The following is a 19,263-nucleotide window of genomic DNA, read 5'->3' on the forward strand; positions in this document are numbered from 1 at the left end:
AGGAAGGGGGGAGTCTGGGGGACGCGCCGATCAGCGACAAAGGGATCCGTGCAGACGGCACAGATCCACGTGCAGACGCTCGACGAGCCGCACGATGACCACAGAGAACCTCACGAGGACGTACAACACCATGCGAAACGGGGCATATTCCCGCTCGGCATTGTGACGTGCGTCACACCCCTTCCGGAGCCCGTCCGATCAGCCGGCCAGCTCCTTGACCTTCTCCAGCAGGCGGACGCGCTCCTCGTGGGTACGGCCGAGCGGCGCGACGTTGAGCGTCGTCACCCCCGACTCCTTCAGCGCCGCGATCCGGTCGCGGACGAAGCCCTCGCTGCCGATCAGCGACATGTTCTCCAGCAGCTCGGCGGGCACCAGCGCGGCGGCCTCGTCCTTCTTGCCCTCCAGGTAGAGGTCCTGGATCTGCTCGGCCTCCTTCTCGTAGCCGTAGCGCCGGGCCAGGTCGTTGTAGAAGTTCTTGCCCTTGGCGCCCATGCCGCCGATGTACAGGGCGGCCATCGCCCGGCCGAACTCGCGCAGCCCGGTCACGTCGTCGCCGATGGCCAGCGCCGCCTGGGCGATCACGTCGAGCTCGCCCAGCTCGGGGTCGCGCTTCGCCCGGCCGGCGGCCAGCGAGGGGCCCCACACGTCGGCGGCCTTCTCCGGGTAGTAGAAGATCGGCTCCCAGCCCTCGGCCAGCTCGGCGGTCATCTCCACGTTCTTGGGGCCGATGGCGGCGACCACGATCGGGATGCGCGGGCGCACCGGGTGGTTGATGATCTTCAGCGGCTTGCCCAGGCCGGTGCCCTCCCCGGCGGGCAGCGGCACCTGGTAGTTGCGTCCGGCGTGCTCCAGCCGCTCGCGCCGCCACACCTTGCGGCAGATCTCGATGACCTCCCGGGTGCGCCCGATCGGCGCGGTGTACGGCACCCCGTGGAAGCCCTCGATGACCTGCGGCCCCGACGTGCCGATGCCCAGCGTGAAGCGCCCGTCGGAGACGAAGTCCATGCCCGCGGCGGTCATGGCCAGCAAGGTCGGCGTGCGGGAGTAGATCGGCAGGATGCCCGAGGCGATCTGCACCCGCTCGGTCTTGGCCGCGATGTACCCCATCTGGCTGACGGCGTCGAAGCTGTACGCCTCGGCCACGAAGACGATGTCGAGGCCCGCCTTCTCGTAGTCGGCCAGCTCGGCGACCGTCTCCTTGAAACCGCCCGAGTAGTTGAGTGCCATACCGATGCGCATGCCGGGCTCCCGATGAACCGAATGTTGTTCCGTTGCGACGTCAACAGGTTAGCGTGTCGGCGTGTCGCGCGGCGAAGCACTAGCCTGGTTCGGGTGCTGAGCCGGGTCGTCGTCGTCGCCTCCGCAGTGGTCGCCCTGGCCCTGGCGGGTCATTCGCTGATCCCGTCGCTCGGCGGCTTCACGCCGGTCCTGGAGAGCCTGCTCCCCTGGTTGGGGGTGGCGGTGCCGCTGCTGCTGCTCCTCGCCCTGCTGGCGCGGTCCAGGGCGGCCGCGCTCGCGGCGCTGGCGCCCGGCCTGGTGTGGGCGGCGATGTTCGGCTCCACTCTGCTGGCCGCGCCGCCCGGCGGCCCCAGCGACCTGGCCGTCGGCACGGTCAACGTCGGCGTGCGCAACAGCGCCTCCGGCGAGGCGGTCAAGGCCATCGCCGAGGGGCTCGACCTGCTGGCCGCCCAGGAGCTGACCCCCGGCGGGCCCGCGGCCAAGCAGCTCAACAAGATGTTCCGCTACCACTACCCGGTCAGCACGGTCGGCCTGTGGAGCCGCTACCCGATCAGCGAGACCAGCCCGCTCGACGTCGGCATGGGCTGGCCGCGGGCGCTGCGCGCGGTGGTGACCACGCCCAAGGGCAAGGTCACCGTCTACGTCATGCACCTGGCCTCGGCCAGGCCCGGCCACACCGCCTCCCGCGACGCCTCCCTGGCGCACGCCCGCCGGCTCGTCGACGGCGACCCCAGCAAGCGCGTCCTGCTGCTCGGCGACCTCAACACCGCCACCACCGACCGCGGCATGCGCGGCCTGACCCCGCCGCTGACCGACGCCCAGAGCGTGGCCGGCGACGGGTTCGGGTTCACCTGGCCGGCCGAGTTCCCGATCACCCGGCCCGACCACATCCTGTTCAGGGGCATGACGGCGACCAAGGCGGGGGTCGCCCCGGCGACCGGCAGCGACCACCGCGCGGCGATCGCCTCGCTGCGCTTCTAGCGGCCCTCCAGCAGCTCCAGGTCCTGCGGCGTGTCGATGTCGGCGGGGTCGCCGTGCTCGTCGCAGGCGACCTCGGTGACCAGCCCGGGATGCGCCTTCATGAACGCCCGCGCCCCCACGTCGCCCACCGCCAGCTCCGCCACCCCGGCGAAGTGCTCGCGCGCGATCAGCACCGGGTTCGCCCGCCGTCCGCCGTAGGTGGCCACCGCCAGCCCGGCCCCCGACGCGGCCAGTGCCCGCACCGCGCCCGCCCGGACGAGGGGCTGGTCCACCAGCGCGACGACCACGGCCGTCGCCTCCGGCGGCAGCGCGGCCAGCCCGGCCCGCAGCGAGGAGCCCATGCCGGTGCGCCAGTCCGGGTTGCGCACGCTGACCGCCCCGCGCACCTGCACAGTCGCCGCGCCCAGCACGACCACCACCGGACGGCAGCCGCCCTCCGCCAACAGCCGCACCCCGCGGTCGACCAGCCGTTCGCCGCCGAACTCCACGAGCGCCTTGGGCGTGCCCAGCCGGGCGCCCTCCCCCGCGGCGAGCAGCAGCCCGGCGATCACGCCGGCTCCCCGTGGATGCGCCCGCCCGTCTGCGACAGCGGCCGGCCCGAGCCGCCCCACCGGAGCTGGATCAGCTCGGCGGCGATCGACACGGCCGTCTCCTCCGGCGTGCGGGCGCCCAGGTCGAGGCCGATGGGCGATCTCAGCCGGGCCAGCTCGGCCTCGGTGAGCCCCGACTCGCGCAGGCGGGCCAGCCGGTCCTCGTGCGTGCGGCGCGAGCCCATGGCCCCGATGTAGCCCGCCTCGGTCCGCAGCGCCACCTCCAGCAGCGGCACGTCGAACTTGGGGTCGTGGGTCAGCACGCAGATCACCGTGCGCTCGTCCACCCGCACCGAGGCCAGGTAGTCGTGCGGCCACTTGACCACCACCTCGTCGGCCTCGGGGAAGCGCTTGGCGGTGGCGAAGACCGGCCGGGCGTCGCAGACGGTGACGTGGTAGCCGAGGAACTTGCCCACCTTGGCGACGGCCGCGGCGAAGTCGATCGCGCCGAAGACCAGCATGCGCGGCGGCGGCGCGAACGACTGGACGAACACCGACAGGTCGTCCAGCCGCCGCTCGCCGTGCCCGCCGTAGTGCCGGATGCCGGTCAGGCCCTGGGCGAGCATGCCGCGGGCGTCGTCGTCCACGGCCTCGTCGAGGCGGTCGAGGCCCAGGGTGCCCGAGGAGCGGCCGGGCCAGACGATCCGGCGGGCGCCGATCGGGCCGGGGCCGGCGACGATGGTGGCGACCGCGACCGGCTGGTGCGCCTCGACCGAGGCGAAGATCTCGCCCAGCTCCGGGAAGGTCTCGATGGAGACCGGCTCGACCAGGATGTCGATGATGCCGCCGCAGGTCAGCCCGACGGCGAAGGCGTCGTCGTCGCTGACGCCGTACCGCTGCAGGACGGGCGCGTCGGCCTCGGAGGCCAGCTCGAAGACCGCCCCCTCGACGCACCCGCCCGAGACGCTGCCCACCACCTCGTCGCCGCGCACCGCCATCGCCGCGCCCGGCGGGCGTGGCGCGCTGCTGAACGTGCTCACCACGGTCGCCAGCCCGAACCTGAGCCCCGACCTCCACCACCGCATGATCTCCGGGAGCACGTCACGCATGGGCGAGCCTTTCGCTGAGTTCCTCGTAGGCGGCCAGGCTGTGCCCGGCCACCAGATCGTCCAGATGCGGCAGGGCGGCCCGCATGCCTCCGGTCAGCGGCTGGTAATCCTCATATCCCTTGTGCGGATTGACCCAGATGAGCCGGTACGCCTGCCGGGCCAGCCTGGCGAGCTGGGCGCCCAGGAGCGCGGGGTCGCCGCGTTCCCAGCCGTCGGAGGCGATGACCACGATCGCCCCCCGGGCGCTGTGCCGGGTCAGGTACTCCTTGAACTCCTCGCCGAGCCGGGTCCCGCCGCTCCAGTCGGGGATGGCCGCCGAGGCCGCGTTCAGCGCCGTGCCGGGGTCGCGGTGGCGCAGCTCGGCGGTGACCTCGGTGAGCCGGGTGCCGACGGAGTAGACCCTCGTGGCCCGCGGCTCGCTCCTGACCAGCGCGTGGGCGAAGCGCAGCAGGGTCTCGGCGTAGGGGGCCATCGACCCGCTGACGTCCACGAACAGCACCACCTGCCGGGGCCTGGTCGTGTGCCGGCGGCGGCGCAGCCGGGCCACCTCGCCGTTGCGCAGCGCCTCGCGCACGGTGCGGCGCTGGTCCAGCCCGCCCCGGTGGGCCCGCTCGAAACGGCGGGAGCGGCGCGCGGCCCGGCCGCGGCCGAGCAGGGCCAGCATGCGGTGCACCTCGGCGCGTTCGGCCTGGGTGAGCCGGGCGACGTCCCGGTGCCGCAGCACCTCGGCGCGGCTGGCCGTGGCCGGGGCGGCGGCGTCCTCGCCCGCGCCCGCCTCCTCGCCGTCGCCGGCCGCCAGGTGCCGGGTGACGCTGGTCGTCCCGGCACGGGCCGCCGCCGCCCGCCGTCCGCCGAACCAGGCGGCGAAGCAGCGGTCGTAGCGGGGCAGGTCGTCGGGCGTGGCGCACAGGGTGAGCCGGCCGGCCCAGTAGAACGCCTCCCGGTCCCCGGCGTCGAGGTGGCCGAGGGCCTGCAGCAGGCTCCGCGTCCGCTCGTGGTCGGCGTTCACGCCCGCCGCGCGCAACGTCCTGACGAAGCCCGTCACGGTCCGGACCAGCTCATCCACCGGACAGCAGCCCGTCGCCCAGGACGGCGGCGACGTCCTCGCGGTACTTCAGCGCGGCGCCCAGGGTGGCCGCGGCCAGGTCGGGGTCGAGCTCCCTGGCCCCGAGCGTCAGCAGCGCCTCGGTCCAGTCGAGGGTCTCGGCCACGCCCGGCGGCTTGACCAGGTCGGCCCGGCGCAGCCGCTCGGCCGCCCGCGCCACCTGCAGGGCCAGCTCCTCGGTGCAGCCGGGCAGGCGGCGCAGCAGGATCGCGACCTCGCGGTCGAAGCTCGGGTGCTCCAGCCAGTGGTAGAGGCAGCGCCGCTTGAGCGCGTCGTGCACCTCGCGGGTGCGGTTGGAGGTCACCACGACGACCGGCGGCGTCGCGGCCCTGATCGTGCCCAGCTCGGGGATGGAGACGGTGAAGTCGGAGAGCACTTCGAGCAGGAACGCCTCGAACTCGTCGTCGGCCCGGTCGATCTCGTCCACCAGCAGCACGCTCGGCTGGGTCTCCACGGCCTTCAGCAGGGGGCGGGCGATCAGGAAGCGCCGGTCGTAGATCTCCCCCTCCAGCCGGGCGGCGTCGGTGATCCCGGCGGCCTCGGCGGCCTTGAGGTGGAGGAGCTGGCGGGCGAAGTCCCAGTCGTACAGGGCCTGGGACGCGTCGAGGCCCTCGTAGCACTGCAGCCGGATCAGCGGGGCCTTGAGCAGCCTCGCGAGGGTCTTGGCCAGCTCGGTCTTGCCGACGCCCGCCTCCCCCTCCAGGAACAGCGGCCGCCCCATCCGCAGCGCCAGGAAGGCGGCCGTGGCCAGCCCCCGGTCGGCCAGGTAGTCGTGCCGGTCGAGCAGCTCGATGAGCTTGTCCGGCGACTCGATGTCCATTGCCCTGATTGTCCGCCGCAGCACGCCTTCAGGCTACGTCGCGACCCCGGCCCTGCGATATCGGCTCGCCCTCATCATCGCGTTTCAGTCGCCGGACTCGGACGCCTCGCCGCGTTCGTGGATCAGCGCGGCCAGCTCGGCCGTGGCCCGGCGGGCGCGGGCCTTCTCCGAGCCCTGGATGCCCATGGCGCCGATCGTCCGGCCGTCGGAGAAGTCGATCTTCGGCCACGGGTCGCCCACCAGCAGGGTGACGTCGATGACCTCGGGCCAGGTGTAGCGGTGGACGCGCAGGGCGTTGACGACGGTCAGGCCCTGCTCGTCGGCCTCCACCCGGACCCGGCCCAGCAGGTGGAGCACGTACGCCACCGCCAGGCCGAAGCCCACGATCGCCACCCGGTCGGGCAGCTTGAACGGGTCGGCGATGAAGATCGCCATGAGGACCGCCCCCGCCACCACCACCAGGGCGAAGGCGTAGGGCACGATCCGGCCCCGGCGGGGACGCCAGGTCACGGGCAGGGGCGGCGGGGTCACGGGCTCGGGCACGAGGGAAACCTACCGCAGGTCAGTGGAGGTCCCTCAGGAGGAGGGCGGTCTCCAGGGCGGCCAGGGCCGACTCGTAACCCTTGTCCTCCTTGCTGCCGGGCAGCCCGGAGCGGTCGAGCGCCTGGTCCATCGTCTCGCAGGTGAGCACGCCGTTGCCGACGGGCGTCTCCTCGTCGAGCGAGACGCGGGTCAGCCCGCTGGTGACCGAGTCGCAGACGTAGTCGAAATGGGCGGTCTCGCCCCTGATGACCGCGCCGAGTGCGACCACCGCGTCACAACGCCGGGCCAGGGCCTGGGCCACGACGGGGATCTCCAGCGAGCCGGGCACGCGGACCACGGTCGCGGTGGCGCCGCTGTCGTCGCACGCCTGCACGGCCCGCGCCACGAGCTGGTCGGTGATCTTGGCGTGCCAGCTCGCCGCCACCACGCCCACGACCAGGCCCGCCGCGTCCACCACGGCCACTCCGGGACGGCCTTCGCCACTCATGACGCCTCCGAGATCTCGTGCGGGACGCTGGAGGAGATGTCGTGGCCGAGCCGGTCGCGCTTGGCCTCCAGGTACCGCTCGTTGTGCGGGTTCAGGGCCACGGGCATGGGCTCGCGGCCGAGCACCTTGATGCCGTAGCCGTCCATGCCCTTGAGCTTGGCCGGGTTGTTGGTGAGCAGCCGCACCGAGCGCACGCCGAGGTCGGCCAGGATCTGCCCGGCGTTGGAGAACTCGCGGGCGTCCACCGGCAGCCCCAGCTCGACGTTGGCGTCGACGGTGTCGCTGCCGTTGTCCTGGAGGCTGTAGGCCCGGAGCTTGGCCAGCAGGCCGATGCCCCGGCCCTCGTGGCCGCGCAGGTAGACGACGACGCCGCGGCCCTCCTGCGCGATGGCGCCCATGGCGTGGTCGAGCTGCACGCCGCAGTCGCAGCGCAGCGAGCCGAACACGTCCCCGGTCAGGCACTCGGAATGGGCCCTGACCAGGATGTTCTCGCCGCCGCCGAGGTCTCCGTAGACGAGCGCGACGTGCTCGCCGCCGTCGAGGGCGCTGGAGTAGCCGTAGGCCCGCCACATGCCGTACGCGTTGGGCAGCCGGGTCTCGGCGACCCTGGTGACCATGCTCTCGGCGCGGCGGCGGTGGTCGACGAGCTGCTCGATGGAGACCAGCGCCAGGTCGTGCTCGTCGGCGAAGCGGCGCAGCTGGGGCAGCCGGGCCATGGTGCCGTCGTCGTTGACCACCTCGGCCAGCGCCCCTGCGGCCGACAGCCCGGCGAGCCTGGCCAGGTCGACGGCCGCCTCGGTGTGGCCGCGCCGGGCCAGCACGCCGCCCTCGCGGTAGCGCAGGGGGAAGATGTGGCCGGGCCGGACCAGCTCGTTGGGCTCGGTGGCCGAGTCGGCGAGGGTGCGGATGGTCCTGGCGCGGTCGGCGGCGGAGATGCCGGTGGTGACGCCGTCACGGGCGTCGACGGTGATCGTGTACGCCGTGCGCATGCGCTCGCGGTTCTGGGACACCATGAGCGGCAGCCCGAGCCGGTCGAGCTCCTTGCCGTCCATGGCCACGCAGATCATGCCGCTGGTGTGCCGGATCAGGAACGTGCACAGCTCCGGCGTGGCCTTCTGGGCGGCGAAGATCAGGTCGCCCTCGTTCTCGCGGTTCTCGTCGTCCACGACCACGACGGGACGGCCGTTGCGGATGTCCTCGATGGCCCGCTCGATCGGGTCGAGCTTGAACTCGCTCATGCCGCTGCCACCACTTCCGGACGGGCGGCGGCGCGGTACTCGCGCAGCCACTTGGCGAAGCCCGTGAGGACCATGACGAAGAACACGCCGTAGACGGCGCCGGAGACGTAGAGCTCGGACTTGAAGGCCACCGGCACGCCCACCAGGTCGACCAGCACCCAGACGATCCAGAAGTCGACCAGCGCCCGGCCCTGCGCCCAGGTGGCGACCGCGCCGCCGACGAAGATGTAGGCGTCGGAGGCCACGACGGACACCGGCGCGCCCGGGTACCACGACAGGTCGAACGTCTTGAACAGGACGGTCACCACCGCGGTGCCCACCGCCAGCGCCGCCAGCATCCGCCACCGCTCGCCGCCCGTGGCGGGCCGGACGGACAGGGCGTGGTCCTGGGTGCCCTGCCGCCACTTCCACCATCCGTAGACGGCCAGCACGGCGAACAGGGCCTGCTTGAGCGCGTTGCCGGTGACGTGCGCGCTGATCGAGGCGAGGAACAGCAGCACCGAGCCGGTGAACTGGACCGGCCAGGTCCACATGGACTTGCGCATCGCGAACGCCACGGTGGCGAGGGCGAACACGTTGCCCACCAGGTCGGTCCACTTCACCGGCAGACCGAAGATGTCAATCGATGCGTCCACCCAGCTCATCGGGTGCCCACCAGCCTCTCCACATACTTGGCGATCACGTCGACCTCAAGGTTCACCACGTCGCCCACCTGGCGGTCGCCCATGGTGGTCAGCTTCAGCGTGGTCGGGATGAGGCTCACGCCGAAGCTGTCGTCGTCAACCGTCGTGACGGTCAGGCTGATTCCGTCGATGGCGATCGAGCCCTTCTCGGCCACGTACCGGCTGAGCGGGCCGGGCAGGGAGAAGCGCAGGTCGTCCCAGTTCTCGCCGGGGGCGCGGGACAGCAGGCGGGCGGTGCCGTCGACGTGGCCCTGGACGATGTGGCCGCCGAGGCGCTGGTCGGCGCGTACGGACCGTTCGAGGTTGACCGCCGAGCCCGCGGTGAGGCCGCCGAGCGAGCTGCGGTCCAGCGACTCCCTGATGACGTCGACGGTGAACACGTCGTCCTTGACCTCGACGACCGTCAGGCAGACGCCGTTGACGGCGATCGAGTCCCCGTGGGCGGCGTCGGAGGTGACGAGCGGGCCGCGTACGGACAGCCGGGCGCCGCCGCCGGCCTGCCCGCCCGCCGGCTCGATGGCGACGACTTCGCCCTTCTCCTCGATGATTCCGGTGAACATCACTTCTCCCTGCCTTGATGCGGAGCGGGCCGCGCGGTCAGCCGCAGATCCGGCCCGATGGGGGAAAACTCGTCGAAGGTGAGGCGGTGGGCGCCGCTGATCGTGGCGACGCCCGCCGGGCCGAGCGCGGCCCTGCCCTCGCCGAGGAGGGCGGGGGCGAGGTAGGCGTAGACGCGGTCGATGAGGCCCTGCCGCAGGAACGCGCCGGCGAGGGTGGGGCCGCCTTCCAGGAACACGGCGACCACCTCGCGGGCGGCCAGCTCGCGCAGGAGGGCGTGCAGGTCGAGGCCGCTGTCGGCGTGCCGGGGCAGGCGCAGCAGGCCGGCCTTGAGCCCCGTCACGGCGTCGTCGGCGACGGCGACCAGCGTGGGGGCCTCGTCGTCGAGGACGCGGGCCGCGGGCGGCGTCCTGCCCTCGGTGTCCACGACGACCCGCAGCGGCGGGCGGGCGCCCAGCGGCCGGCCGGCCAGCGGCGGGCTGCCGGCCAGCAGCGCCCCCGCGTCGCCCTCCCCCGCCTGCGCCCCGGCGTTCTCCGGGAGGCGGACGGTGAGGTGGGGGTCGTCGGCCAGCACGGTGCCGATCCCGGCCACGATCGCGTCGGAGGCGGCGCGCAGCCGGTGCACGTCGGCCCGCGCCTGCGGCGAGGTGATCCACTGGCTGGTCCCGTCGGCGGCGGCCGACCTGCCGTCGAGGGTCGCGGCGAACTTCCAGGTCACGTGCGGCCTGCCGAGCCGGGCGTAGGTGAGCCATTCCTCGTTGACCCGCTCGGCCGCCTCGGCCAGCACGCCCTGCGTCACGCTCACCCCGGCCGCGCGCAGCCGCGCCGCGCCGCCGGCGGCCTTCGGGTTGGGGTCGGCGACGGCGACGACCACGCGGGCCACGCCCGCGGCCAGCAGCGCCCGGCTGCACGGCCCGGTGCGGCCGGTGTGGTCGCAGGGCTCCAGCGTCACGTACGCCGTGCCGCCCCGCGCCTGCTCGCCCGCCTGCGCCAGCGCCACGACCTCGGCGTGCGGCCCGCCCGCGTAGGCGTGGAAGCCCTCGCCGACGACCTGCCCGGCGGCCGACAGCACGACGCAGCCGACGACCGGGTTGGGGCTGGTGCCGCCGTGTCCGCGCGCGGCCAGCTCGACGGCGCGCGCCATGTGCGCGGCGTCGGCGGCTGAGATGTCCACCCGGGTCTCCTACTCGCCAGTAGCTTCAAGCCACGGCGGGCCCCGGGGGGTTTTCGGGTGCCGGCACGGCACCACGTCAGGAGCCCGGCTGGGACGCCGGACACCTCGCGCGCTTCCTCCCATCCGGACTTTAACCGTCGGTCCTGGAATTTCACCAGGTCAACCGGCCGATGGCATCGGCCGGGTCGCGGACTGTAACCGCCGGTTCGGACTTTCACCGACCCCGGAGCACGCTAGCTCTCTTCTTGTACCAGTTTGCCATGCCGATTACGGAAAGCGCGACCGCCCCCGTGCTATTTGAACAAGCGCTCGCTCAGGCGGCCATCAACTTGCGCGCCCGGCGGGCCGAGGGCGCGTAGCGGACCTGCTCGGGGACCAGGCCGATGCCGGTGTGCAGGGCGCGCAGCGTGGCCGAGGCCCACAGGTCGCCGACCGGCGTGGCGGGCAGGCCGTACAGGCGGCGGGCCCAGCGCGGCAGCGTGGCCAGGGCCAGCACGGTCAGCGCGGGCACGGCGGGCCGCAGCGCGGACAACGCGCCGGGCAGCGGCGTGTGCAGCGACAGCCGCAGCGGATGGGCCGCCTCGGGCACCAGCCGCAGCCCCGGACGCCGTCCGTCGATGTAGGCGCGCAGCTCGGCCACCGAGCCTGGCACGTCGTCCCCGTCCAGGCCCACGACCTCGGCGGCGCGCCGCCACTCGGCGACGAACCGGTCGGCGTCGGCGTCGGACAGCCGCACGCCGGCGCGGCGGGCCACCGTCAGGTAGGAGTCGACCTCGCCGACGTGCACCCAGCGCAGCGCCTCGGGGTCGTCGAGGTGGTAGGTCTCGCCGGTGTCGGGGTCGCGGGCGGTCAGCGTGGCGTGGATCTTGCGCACCCGGCGGCCGGCCCGTTCCACCTCCGCGCGCGTGCCGTACGTGCGCACCCGGACGAACTCGCTGGTCCGCAGGAAGCGCGACCACGCCTCGGCCGGATCGAGCAGCGCCGAGTTCTGCAGCACGCCGCGCATCGCCCTGGGGTGCAGCCCCTGCATCAGCAGCGCGCGGAAGCCGCCGACGAGCTGGATCGGCTCCCCCATCACCCGCCAGGTCACCGACTCGGGGCCGAAGATCCCATAGTCGTCGTCCATAAGTGAACAGTTACCCAGTGGGGCGACAAACCATGCCAAAAACCCCCGGCCGGGAACCGGCCGGGGGCTTTCGTCGAGGCTACGGAGATCAGCCGGTGAAGCCGATCGCCGTGTAGTCGGCGGCCTGGTAGCCGAAGGCGCCGTAGTTGGCCAGCGTCTTCTTGGTGGCCTGGATGTCAGGACGCTGGTACAGCGGGATGGTGTGCACCTGGTCCCAGATCAGCTTGTCGGCCGCGTTGGCCAGCTCGTAGGCCTTGGTCGGGTCCATCTCGCTGACCGCGGCGTCGATCGCGGCGTCCAGCGCCGGGTCGCTGCCCTTGGGGAAGTTCGACTCGGAGCCGGTCTTGTAGATCTGCGGCAGGCCGCCGAGGGGCAGCGGCGTGCCGATCCAGGAGAACGGCACCAGGTCGAAGTCGCCCTTGATGATGTAGTCGGTGAAGAACTTGTCATCGGGGACCGGGCGGATCGTCAGCTTGATCCCGGCCTCCTTGAGCATGGCCTGGGTGAGCTCGCCCTCGGTCTTGGCGTACGGCAGGCCCGCCGGGACGACGAAGTTCAGCGAGAACTCCTTGCCGTCCTTCTTGCGGACGTCGCCCTCCTGCTTCCAGCCGGCCGCGTCGAGCAGCTCCTTGGCCTTGGGCAGGTTGTACTTGCCCAGTTCGCCGGAGTTGTCGACGTACGCCTTGTGGTTGTTCATGAAGACGTGGTTGCCCAGCGTCTGCAGCGGCCAGTCCATGTCCTTGAGGTCGGACTGCGTGATCACGTCACGGTTGATCGCGTACGCGACGGCCTGGCGGACCGACTTGTCCTTCAGGAACTCGCTCTGGTTGTTGACGGTGATGTGCCGCCAGTTCGGGCTGAGCGCCTTGCGGACGTCGACGTTCGGGACCTCCTTGGCGCGCTTGAGGTCGGCCGGGCTGCCCGGCGGGATCTCCACCGCGTCGAGCTCACCGTTGGCGAAGGCGTTGACCTGCGCGGCGGGCGTCTCGATGGTACGGAAGATGACCTTGTCGAGCTTGGCCTTGCGGCCCCACCACTTGTCGTCGCGCACCACGGTCAGGGTCTTGGTGCCCTCGTTGATGCTCTCGACCTTGAAGGGCCCGGCGGTGACCGGGATCTTCTGCAGGTAGTCCTTCTCGTACTTCTCCGGGGTCTCCATGTGGGAGGCCGGGTACAGGTGCGGCGAGCGGGAGAACTGCCCCATCCACTCGGGGTAGTTCTTGCCGTACGTCACGATGGCGACCTTGTCGCTGTCACCCTTGGTGACCGACTCGATGCGGTCCCAGCCGTCGGTGGAGGCCGGCTTGAACTTCTTGTCCTTGCCGCTGTTGGCCTTCCACGCCGCCTCGAGGTCCTTCCAGGTGATCGGCGTGCCGTCCGACCACTGGGCCTTCTCGTTCAGCGTGTAGGTGACGACCTGCTTGCCCGACGACAGGTCCATCTTGACGTCGGTGAGGTAGTCGGGGTTCGCCTTGAAGTTGGCCTCGGAGTCGGCGACCATCAGCTGCGGCATCAGCGAGTCCAGCATGTCCGCCGTGTCGCGCTGGTTGCCGTCGACGTGGTTGCCGTTCCACTGGCTCGGCCACTGGCCGACCGAGAGGGTGAGCGTGCCGCCGTCCTTGACCTGCTCGTACGGGACGGGGTTGATCGCGATGCCAGGGGTCTGCGACATCTGCTGCTGAGCCTGCTGCGACTGCTCGGCGCTCGGCTTCTTGGCCTCGCCGCCACCACCGCCACAAGCCGCCGCGGCCATGGCGAGGACGGCGATTCCCGCCGCCGCCCGGTAACGAACCTTCACTTTTCCTCCTGATCGTCCGAGGCCGTGATGACCTCGACTTCCTCCGCGTAGTGGCAGGCGGCGCCGTGGTCCACGGCGGTCGCGAGCCGGGCAACCGAGGGCTCTTCGTCCACGCAGCGCCGGCGTTCGGCCTCGGTGAGGAGGGCGAACTTGGGGCAGCGGGTGCGGAACCGGCAACCCGATGGCGGGTCGGCCGGGCTGGGCAGGTCGCCTTCGAGCAGGATCCGCTTGCGCGTGCGCTCCATCTCGGGGTCGGGCAGCGGGATCGCTGACAGCAGCGCCTGCGTGTAGGGGTGCGCGGGGCGGTCGTAGACCTCCTCGACCGTGCCGATCTCGGCGATCCTGCCGAGGTACATGACCGCGACGCGGTCGGCCAGATGCCGGACCACGGCCAGGTCGTGCGCCACGAACAGGTACGACAGCCCCAGGGTGTTCTTCAGCTCGTCCAGCAGGTTGATCACGCCGGCCTGGATGGACACGTCCAGTGCCGAGACCGGCTCGTCCAGGACGAGCAGCTTGGGCTCCAGGGCCAGGGCGCGGGCGATGCCGATGCGCTGGCGCTGGCCGCCGGAGAAGCTCTGCGGGTAGCGCTCGGCGTACTCGGGCGCCAGCCCCACCAGTTCGAGCAGCTCGGCCACCCGCTGCTTGACGTTCTTGCGCCCGTGGGCGCGCAGCGGCTCGGCGATGATGTCGCCGACCGGCATGCGCGGGTCGAGCGCCGCCATCGGGTCCTGGAAGACGATCTGCAGGTCGCCCCTGAGCGCCTTGCGCCCGGACGGGCCGAGCTTGGCGCTGTCCTGGCCGAGCACGACGATCCGGCCGCTCTGCGGCGGGGCGAGCTGCATGATCTGCTGCAGGGTCGTGGTCTTGCCGCAGCCCGACTCGCCGACCAGGGCCAGCGTCTCGCCCTCGGCGATGTCGAAGCTGATGCCGTCCACGGCGTGCACGGTGCCGACGCGGCGCTTGAACACCGCGCCCTTCATCAGCGGGTAGTGCCGGATGAGGTTGTCCAGCTCCAGCACGGTCGCGCGCTGCTCGCGCGGCACGCGGACCACCTCGCTGACCGGGATGACCGGGACCGGGAACACGTCCGTGCCGGTCAGGCCCTTGTACTCGATCTCGCGGGAGCGGATGCAGGCGACGTGCCTGCCGCCGCCGACGTCGGTGAGCGGGGGCTCCTCGTCGTCGCACGAGTCGATCTTCATCGGGCAGCGCGGCGCGAACGGGCAGCCCGGCGGCAGCGCCGCCGGGGAGGGCGGGTTGCCCTCGATCGGCACCAGCGGCCCCTCCTCGCCGTCGATCCTGGGGATCGAGGCGAGCAGTCCCATCGTGTACGGCATCCGCGGCCGGTAGTAGATGTCGTCGACGTTGCCCTGCTCGACCGGCTTGCCGGCGTACATGACCAGCACCCGGTCGGCCATGCCCGCGACGACGCCCAGGTCGTGCGTGATCATGACGATGCCGGCGCCCGTCTCGCGCTGGGCGGTCTTGAGCACCTCCAGCACCTGGGCCTGGATGGTCACGTCGAGCGCGGTGGTCGGCTCGTCGCAGATCAGCAGGTCGGGGTCGTTGGCGATGGCCATCGCGATCATCGCGCGCTGGCGCATGCCGCCGGAGAACTCGTGCGGGAACGCCTTGGCCCGCACGTCCGGGTGCGGGATGCCGACCAGGTCGAGCAGTTCGACGGCGCGCTTGGCGGCCTTGTCCTTGCCCAGCTTCTGGTGGACGCGCAGCGCCTCGGAGATCTGGTCGCCGATCGTGTAGACGGGCGTGAAGGCCGACAGCGGATCCTGGAAGATCATGCTCATCGACTTGCCGCGGACCTTGACCAGGTCGTCTTCCTTCATCCCGATCAGCTCCTGGCCGTGGAGCTTGACCGAGCCGCTGATCTGGGCGGCGCGCGGCAGCAGGCCCATGATCGCCAGGGACGTGACGGACTTGCCCGAACCGGACTCGCCCACGATGCCCAGGACCTCGCCGCGGGCCACCTCGTAGCTGACGCCGCGCACGGCCTCGATGCCGCCCGGGAACGTCACGGTGAGGTCTTGAACCTCCAGGATGCTCATGAGTTGCTCCCCGGGTCGAGTGCGTCGCGCAGGCCGTCTCCGATGAGGTTGATGCTCAGGACCAGCAGCACCAGGAGCCCGGCGGGGAAGGCGAACAGCCAGGGGTAGCCGGTGGCGTTGCGGGAGCCCTCGGCGATCAGCGTGCCGAGCGAGACGTCGGGCGGCTGGATGCCGAAGCCGAAGAAGGACAGCGCGGCCTCGCCGATGACCGCGCCACTCACGTTGAGGGTGGCGTCGATGATCAGCAAGGAGGACAGGTTCGGCACGATGTGCCGGAAAATGATCTTCCAGCGGGGGATGCCCATGTAGACGGCCGCCTGCACGTACTCGCGCTCACGGAGCGAGAGCGTCATGCTGCGCACCACCCTGGAGGTGATCATCCAGGCGAACGCCGCCAGCAGGACCACGAACCAGAGCCAGGAGGCGCCGCGCAGGCGCGGCGAGGCGATCGCGATGATCAGGAAGCTGGGCAGGACGAGGAGCAGGTCCACGCCCCACATGAGGACGCGGTCCACCCAGCCGCCGAAGTACCCGGCGAAGGCGCCGACCACGGCGGCCAGGCCGGTCGAGATGAGCGCCACGAGCAGGCCGATGATGATCGACTTCTGCATGCCGCGCAGGGTGACGGCGTACATGTCCTGGCCGATCGTGGTGGTGCCCCACCAGTGGTCGGACGACGGCGCCGACAGGAAGGCGAGGAAGTCCTTGTCCGTCCAGTCGTAGGCGCCGAACAGGGGGCCGATGTAGGCCAGCGCCACCAGCAGCACGAGGGCGATGAAGCCGTAGCGGGCCTGCCGGTTGCGCAGCATCCGCCCGAGAACAACCTTGGAACGCACTTAGCTCACCCGCACTCGAGGGTCGAGGGCCGCCACCAGCAGGTCCGACAGGAAGCCGGCGAACAGGACGCAGACGGAGGCGAACATGCTGACCGCGGCCACCGAGTTCACGTCGTTCTGGTTGATCGAGTCGACCAGCCAGGCGCCCATGCCGTTCCAGGCGAAGATCTTCTCGGTGAAGGTGGCGCCGGTGAGCATCGTGCCGAAGGCGAAGGCGAAGTACGTGGCCGCGGGGATCAGCGCGGTGCGCAGCGCGTGCTTGATCAGGGCCGTCCTGCGCCGCAGGCCCTTGGCCATCGCGGTGCGGACGAAGTCCTGGCCGAGCACGTCCAGCATCATGTTGCGCTGGATGCGGCTGTAGAAGGCGATCGAGCCCAGGCTGAGCGAGATGGTCGGCAGGATCAGGTGGTTCAGCCGGTTGGTGAACTGGTCCCAGCCGGACAGCTTGGGGTTGTATTCGCCGGTGAACTCGATCAGCGTGAAGCCGAGCCCGCGGTTGAGGTTGTAGGCGCTGATCGCCAGCAGCGTGGCCAGCACGAACACCGGAATCGCCATGATCACGAACGAGCCGACGCCGATCACCCGGTCGGTCACCCGGTATTGCTTGATCGCCGACAGGGCGCCGAGCGCCACTCCGAAGACGAACCCGAGGATCGTGCCCACCAGCAGCAGCCGGAGGCTGACGAAGATCCGCCGGCCCATCTCGTCGTTGACCGAACCGCCGTTCCAGGTCTTGCCGAAGTCACCCGTGACGACGCCCTTGGCCCAGGTCGCGTAGCGCTCCAGGACGGGCGTCTTGTCGTTGAGGTTGTAGCTGTCGAGGGTGGCGTCGATGACTTCCTCGGCGACGGGAGGCTGGCGGCCTTCATACGCGCCGCGGGGGTTCATGGTCGTCGCGGCGAGCATGTAAGCCAAGCTGGCCGCGATCGCGACCAAGATCAGATTGATCGCCAACCTGCGGAGCAGGTACTTGCCCATTACCCTCCGTTCGCACTGAACGAGGGCCCGGAAACCCCGGTAGGAGAAGACCCCCGCAATGGAAAAAGACCGTCTTACGCCGCGAAAAGTCATGACGCGGAACGGCGATCAAAACGCAGGATATCTAGCCAAACATCACAGTCAGCAATAGTTCGACATAACGGTAGGGTCACTAAGCACGGTGGCGGCTCGTCGTCGATCATCGCCCTACAGGGGGGTTGACCTGGGGAAACGCGCTCTACCAAGATCGGTAACGCGCGCTATCGGATCGGCGTATGTCACAGAATCCTGACAAAAAATAACCCAATCCCGAAGTGACGCACGTCATACTGATCAATAGGCTGGGGATTGATATTTCGCGATGTCGCGGCTATTGATCTCAGGCGGGTGGCCGAGGTGGGTCGGTCCGAGGGCACGCTGCCGCCCGCCCCGAAGGCGTCCCCGGGACGATCCCCCCACGCTCACGCTCCGCTCACCACTGCGGCTCCCGGCCCCCGCCGCCCCTCGGCACGAGACCGGCCCCGCCACCCAACCCCGCCCCCAGCGGCCCCCGTACATCCAGCAGACCCACACCCCTCAGAGAGCCCCGCACCCCGGATGGGCTCGCCCCGAGCGGACCTCAACCCCCAAGTGGGCCTGCACTCCCCTGGCCCGCCCCCGAGCGGATCCGCACCCCGAGCGGGCCTTCACCCCGAGCGAACCTGCGCCCACAACGGACCGGCACCCCTGGTGAGCCCCCAGAGCGTCTGCACTCCCCTGAGCCCTCCACCCTGGGCGGACCTACCCTCCGAGCGGACCTCGCACGAGCGGACCTGCACCCTGAGCGGGCCTGCACCCCTGGTGAGCCTGCACCCCAGTGGGCATGCAACTCCTCTGGCCCGCAGCTTCAGTGAGCGCGTGCCCCAGAGGGCGCGCGCCCCAGTGGACCGAGGCGCGGCGGCAGGACTGTGGTGCGCGCCTCGTGGAGAGGCCGCGGGGGTGCCTGACGGGCCTCGCGAGGTTCCACCCAGTGCGGCGCACGCCTCGTGGTGAGGCGAAGGAGCCGCACACCCCTGCCGCCGACCACACCTTGTGGAGGGGCGAAGGGGCCACGGGAGCGCGCGGGGCACGCCCGTGGCGGGAAGGGGGCAGCGGTGAACGGGGAAGGGTCAGCGGGTGGCGGGAACGGCCGGCGAGTGCCCGGGAACGTCAGGCGAGTGCCGGGGAACCTTGGGCGAGTGCCGAGGGAGGGTCAGCGGGTGGCGGCGGCGCGGAGGGCGTCGATGGCGGCCACCGGGTCGGCGGCCCCGTAGACGGCGCTGCCGGCCACGAACACGTCGGCGCCCGCCTCCGCGCAGCGTTCGATCGTCTCGGCCGTCACACCACCGTCGACCTGCAGCCAGACTGACCCGCCGTGCCGCTCGATCATCGCCCGCGCCGCCCGCACCTTCGGCAGCACCATGTCGAGGAACTTCTGCCCCCCGAAGCCGGGCTCGACCGTCATCAGCAGCAGCATGTCGATCTCCCCGAACAGCCCTTCGAACGGCTCCACCGCCGTGGCCGGGTTGAGCGCGAGCCCCGCCCTGGCGCCGAGCGACCGGATCTCGCGCAACGTCCGCACCGGCGCCTTGGACGCCTCCGCGTGGATGGTCACGCTGCCCGCTCCGGCCTCGGCGTACTGGGGGGCCCAGCGGTCGGGGTCGGCGATCATGAGGTGGCAGTCGAGAGGCGTCTGGGTGGCTTTGCGCAGGGACTCCACCACGGGCAGCCCGAGGGTGAGATTGGGCACGAAGTGGTAGTCCATGACATCCACGTGCAGCCAGTCGGCGTTCGGCACGGCGGCGGCCTCGTCGGCCAGCCGCGCGAAGTCGGCGGCGAGGATGCTGGGCGAGATCTGTACGGCCATGATGCGCCAGTCTATTGAACCCCCCGCTCCCCCTCGACGCCCCCTCCCACCACGCCAACCCGCCACCACACGGGCAAGGGACGGGAGAGGAGCGGACGGGCACCCAA

At 71.4% G+C, this 19,263-nt stretch carries 18 protein-coding genes and 1 riboswitch; of the genes, 1 reads left to right on the forward strand and 17 read right to left on the reverse strand.

What is annotated here, in order from left to right:
* Positions 1-198 precede the first annotated feature (198 nt).
* Positions 199-1,239, reverse strand: a complete 1,041-nt coding sequence (locus ACIBK9_RS29725; RefSeq protein WP_397162166.1) for an LLM class F420-dependent oxidoreductase — start codon at positions 1,237-1,239, stop codon at positions 199-201.
* A 93-nt stretch (positions 1,240-1,332) separates the two neighbouring features.
* Between ACIBK9_RS29725 and ACIBK9_RS29730 the strand changes: the two genes are divergently transcribed.
* Entirely contained in the window at positions 1,333-2,220 is an 888-nt protein-coding gene (locus ACIBK9_RS29730; protein ID WP_397162167.1) for an endonuclease/exonuclease/phosphatase family protein, read from the forward strand.
* On the opposite strand, the gene ACIBK9_RS29735 is transcribed toward ACIBK9_RS29730, so the two are convergent.
* The 16 genes from ACIBK9_RS29735 to rpe all read right to left on the reverse strand — a co-directional run bounded on the left by ACIBK9_RS29735 (position 2,217) and on the right by rpe (position 19,156).
* Positions 2,217-2,768 (reverse strand): nucleotidyltransferase family protein, encoded by a 552-nt coding sequence (locus tag ACIBK9_RS29735; protein ID WP_352353663.1) that lies wholly within the window; start codon positions 2,766-2,768, stop codon positions 2,217-2,219. The two genes, ACIBK9_RS29730 and ACIBK9_RS29735, sit on opposite strands and share 4 nt — an antisense overlap.
* Positions 2,768-3,859 carry an XdhC/CoxI family protein gene (locus ACIBK9_RS29740; RefSeq protein WP_358293969.1) on the reverse strand — a complete coding sequence of 364 codons (1,092 nt, stop codon included), beginning with the start codon at positions 3,857-3,859 and terminating at the stop codon, positions 2,768-2,770. The genes ACIBK9_RS29735 and ACIBK9_RS29740 overlap by 1 nt, the downstream gene beginning before the upstream one ends.
* On the reverse strand, positions 3,852-4,925 hold the full coding sequence (locus ACIBK9_RS29745; protein ID WP_397162168.1) for a VWA domain-containing protein: 1,074 nt from the start codon (positions 4,923-4,925) through the stop codon (positions 3,852-3,854). Before ACIBK9_RS29745 ends, ACIBK9_RS29740 begins: the two co-directional genes overlap by 8 nt.
* The gene (locus tag ACIBK9_RS29750) at positions 4,918-5,784 is read right to left on the reverse strand and encodes an AAA family ATPase (protein ID WP_387666364.1); all 867 of its coding nucleotides are present in this window, start codon (positions 5,782-5,784) and stop codon (positions 4,918-4,920) included. The genes ACIBK9_RS29745 and ACIBK9_RS29750 overlap by 8 nt, the downstream gene beginning before the upstream one ends.
* 84 nt (positions 5,785-5,868) lie before the next feature.
* On the reverse strand, positions 5,869-6,327 hold the full coding sequence (locus ACIBK9_RS29755) for a PH domain-containing protein (RefSeq protein ID WP_397162169.1): 459 nt from the start codon (positions 6,325-6,327) through the stop codon (positions 5,869-5,871).
* Between the two features lie 19 nt (positions 6,328-6,346).
* Complete coding sequence (ribH, locus tag ACIBK9_RS29760) at positions 6,347-6,814, reverse strand: 6,7-dimethyl-8-ribityllumazine synthase (protein ID WP_397162170.1); 468 nt, start codon at positions 6,812-6,814, stop codon at positions 6,347-6,349.
* On the reverse strand, positions 6,811-8,052 hold the full coding sequence (locus ACIBK9_RS29765) for a bifunctional 3,4-dihydroxy-2-butanone-4-phosphate synthase/GTP cyclohydrolase II (RefSeq protein ID WP_397162171.1): 1,242 nt from the start codon (positions 8,050-8,052) through the stop codon (positions 6,811-6,813). The genes ribH and ACIBK9_RS29765 overlap by 4 nt, the downstream gene beginning before the upstream one ends.
* Positions 8,049-8,696, reverse strand: coding sequence for a nicotinamide riboside transporter PnuC (locus ACIBK9_RS29770; protein WP_397162172.1), 648 nt, complete (start codon positions 8,694-8,696; stop codon positions 8,049-8,051). The genes ACIBK9_RS29765 and ACIBK9_RS29770 overlap by 4 nt, the downstream gene beginning before the upstream one ends.
* Positions 8,693-9,295: a riboflavin synthase gene (locus ACIBK9_RS29775; protein ID WP_358293980.1), complete on the reverse strand. Its 603-nt coding sequence runs from the start codon at positions 9,293-9,295 to the stop codon at positions 8,693-8,695. The genes ACIBK9_RS29770 and ACIBK9_RS29775 overlap by 4 nt, the downstream gene beginning before the upstream one ends.
* Positions 9,295-10,467 (reverse strand): bifunctional diaminohydroxyphosphoribosylaminopyrimidine deaminase/5-amino-6-(5-phosphoribosylamino)uracil reductase RibD, encoded by a 1,173-nt coding sequence (ribD, locus tag ACIBK9_RS29780; RefSeq protein WP_387666354.1) that lies wholly within the window; start codon positions 10,465-10,467, stop codon positions 9,295-9,297. The genes ACIBK9_RS29775 and ribD overlap by 1 nt, the downstream gene beginning before the upstream one ends.
* A 105-nt stretch (positions 10,468-10,572) precedes the next feature.
* A riboswitch (FMN riboswitch) is annotated at positions 10,573-10,703 on the reverse strand.
* A gap of 77 nt (positions 10,704-10,780) precedes the next feature.
* Positions 10,781-11,593: an oxygenase MpaB family protein gene (locus ACIBK9_RS29785; RefSeq protein WP_358293983.1), complete on the reverse strand. Its 813-nt coding sequence runs from the start codon at positions 11,591-11,593 to the stop codon at positions 10,781-10,783.
* Positions 11,594-11,681: 88 nt separating this feature from the next.
* Positions 11,682-13,391 (reverse strand): ABC transporter family substrate-binding protein, encoded by a 1,710-nt coding sequence (locus ACIBK9_RS29790; protein WP_387666351.1) that lies wholly within the window; start codon positions 13,389-13,391, stop codon positions 11,682-11,684.
* A complete protein-coding gene (locus ACIBK9_RS29795; protein WP_358293985.1) occupies positions 13,388-15,457 on the reverse strand; it encodes an ABC transporter ATP-binding protein in 2,070 nt (689 codons plus the stop codon). The genes ACIBK9_RS29790 and ACIBK9_RS29795 overlap by 4 nt, the downstream gene beginning before the upstream one ends.
* Positions 15,454-16,293, reverse strand: coding sequence for an ABC transporter permease (locus ACIBK9_RS29800; protein ID WP_364331511.1), 840 nt, complete (start codon positions 16,291-16,293; stop codon positions 15,454-15,456). Before ACIBK9_RS29800 ends, ACIBK9_RS29795 begins: the two co-directional genes overlap by 4 nt.
* Entirely contained in the window at positions 16,294-17,271 is a 978-nt protein-coding gene (locus tag ACIBK9_RS29805) for an ABC transporter permease (protein ID WP_358293989.1), read from the reverse strand.
* A gap of 1,231 nt (positions 17,272-18,502) precedes the next feature.
* Positions 18,503-19,156 carry a ribulose-phosphate 3-epimerase gene (gene rpe / locus ACIBK9_RS29810; protein ID WP_352353174.1) on the reverse strand — a complete coding sequence of 218 codons (654 nt, stop codon included), beginning with the start codon at positions 19,154-19,156 and terminating at the stop codon, positions 18,503-18,505.
* Between the last annotated feature and the right edge of the window lie 107 nt (positions 19,157-19,263).

It is taken from the genome of Nonomuraea sp. NPDC050227, from assembly GCF_044459705.1.
Classification (GTDB): domain Bacteria; phylum Actinomycetota; class Actinomycetes; order Streptosporangiales; family Streptosporangiaceae; genus Nonomuraea.